Genomic DNA, 1,857 nt, shown 5'->3' on the forward strand with positions numbered 1-1,857 from the left:
CCGGCCGGCCCGGCACGGGCCGGCCGGACCACGTACAGTGACTCCTGTACGGCCACACCGGAAACTTCCCGGGGTACACCCAGCTCGCCGCCACCACCCCGGACGGCACGCGGTCGCTGACCTTCTCGATCAACACCCAGACCAGCAAGAGCAACAAGCCGGCGCTGCTGGCCCGACTGCGCACCGTGCAGGAGAACTTCGTCTGCGCCCTGCTCAAGGGGCACTGAGTCGCAGGCACATGGTGACATGGCGGTGCGGCGGTGTGGCGGTGTGGCGGCGCGGGGATACGGCGGTGTGGCGGTGTGGCGGCGCGGGGATACGGCGGTGTGGCGGTGTGGCGCGAAAACGATCACGCTCGCCCGCGCCGCCACCCGCGATCCCTATGCTGACGCCATGCTCGACATACCTCTTTCAGCGCTGGAAGTCGCGATGGTGCAAACGGGCACCCGAGCCGCGGACACCCTGCGGGACACCACGGCCTTCGCCCAAGGACTGGAGAACCTCGGCTACCACCGCATCTGGTACGCGGAGCATCACCACTCTCCGGCGATCGGCGCGTTCCCCCCGGTCGTCCTGACGGCGCACGCGGCCGCGTCGACCTCCGCCATCCGGCTCGGTTCGGGGGGAGTGCTGGCCCCCAACCACGCCCCCATCACACTGGCGGAACAGTTCGGCACGCTGGCCGCCCTGCACGAGGACCGCATCGACCTGGGCATCGGCCGCGGTCCCGGCACGTTCGACGACGCCACCGCGCGGGCGCTGCGCCGCGGCGCCGGCCCGGTCACGGATGCCGAGTACCGGGACGACGTGGCCGCGATCCTGTCGTTCCTGGTGGACGAGGTGGCACTGGGCCCGCTCCCGGAGCCCTGGCTGCTGGCCTCCAGCCCGGCGGGGGCCGCGCTCGCCGCGGAACTCGGCCTGCCGGTCGCGGTCGCCCACCACATCCGGCCGGACAACACCCGTGCGGTTCTGGAGCGATACCGGTCGGCCTTCTCGCCGTCCCGCTGGTGCGAGCGGCCCCGCGTACTGCTGTGTGTGGAGGCGGTGTGCGCGGAGACGGAGGAGGAAGCCGTACGGCGGGCGGGGCCGATGAACGTCGTGAAGGCCGGCCTCCTGAAGGGGGAGAGCCAGATCCCCTTCCCGACCCCCGCGGAGGCGGCCACCCACCCCTTCACGGAACAGGAACGGCACGCCCTGGCCGGCTTCCGTGCCCAGCAGGCCGTCGGCACGCCGGAGACCGTCGTGAAACGGCTCGCACACCTGGCCGCCGAGACCGGGGCGGACGAGCTGATGCTGACCACGCCCGTCTACGACCTCGCCGACCGCATCGCCTCGTACGCGCTGATCGGGAAGCACTGGGGAGCCGCGACGGCACCGTAGACCGGGTGACCACCACCGCCGCCGCCGGGGCCCGCGGCGGCGGCGCGGCAGGGAGCGGATCCCCGCCGGCCCCCACGGCCCCGCGCCGTCGGCGGGCCGTGACACTGCTCACAGGCGACGCGGCACCACGGAGAAGGCCACAGCCGTTGGCACTCCGAGGTTCTCGGCCTCCCGTGGAGGAGCCCGTGTGCACTGAACCACACAAAACGGGCCATTTGGTCCAGGAGGTGCTCCGAACGGATGACCTAGCCTGGACCGACCAGCGTGATCCGGGGGCCGAGGGCAAAGGAAGAGCACGTCCATGCGCATCACCACCAGTTCCGCACGTCGTCGACGGGCGGGGTACGGCGCCGCGGCCGCCGTCCTCGGCCTCCTGGCGGCAGCCGGCACCCCGGCGTACGCCGCCCCGGACGGCTCGGCGGACCGCGCCCCCGCCGCGCCCCCCGGTGGCGACTCCGCACCGGCCGGGACGGCGGG

At 73.2% G+C, this 1,857-nt stretch carries 1 protein-coding gene and 1 pseudogene; both read left to right on the forward strand.

Annotated elements, in window-relative coordinates:
• Nucleotides 1-41 precede the first annotated feature (41 nt).
• A pseudogene (locus tag ACWGIU_RS36990) lies at nt 42-227 on the forward strand (peptidase S12); the annotation flags it as partial.
• Between the two features lie 166 nt (nt 228-393).
• Nucleotides 394-1,380 (forward strand): MsnO8 family LLM class oxidoreductase, encoded by a 987-nt coding sequence (locus tag ACWGIU_RS36995; protein ID WP_453712454.1) that lies wholly within the window; start codon nt 394-396, stop codon nt 1,378-1,380.
• Nucleotides 1,381-1,857 lie beyond the last annotated feature (477 nt).

Source organism: Streptomyces sp. NPDC054840 (assembly GCF_053611065.1).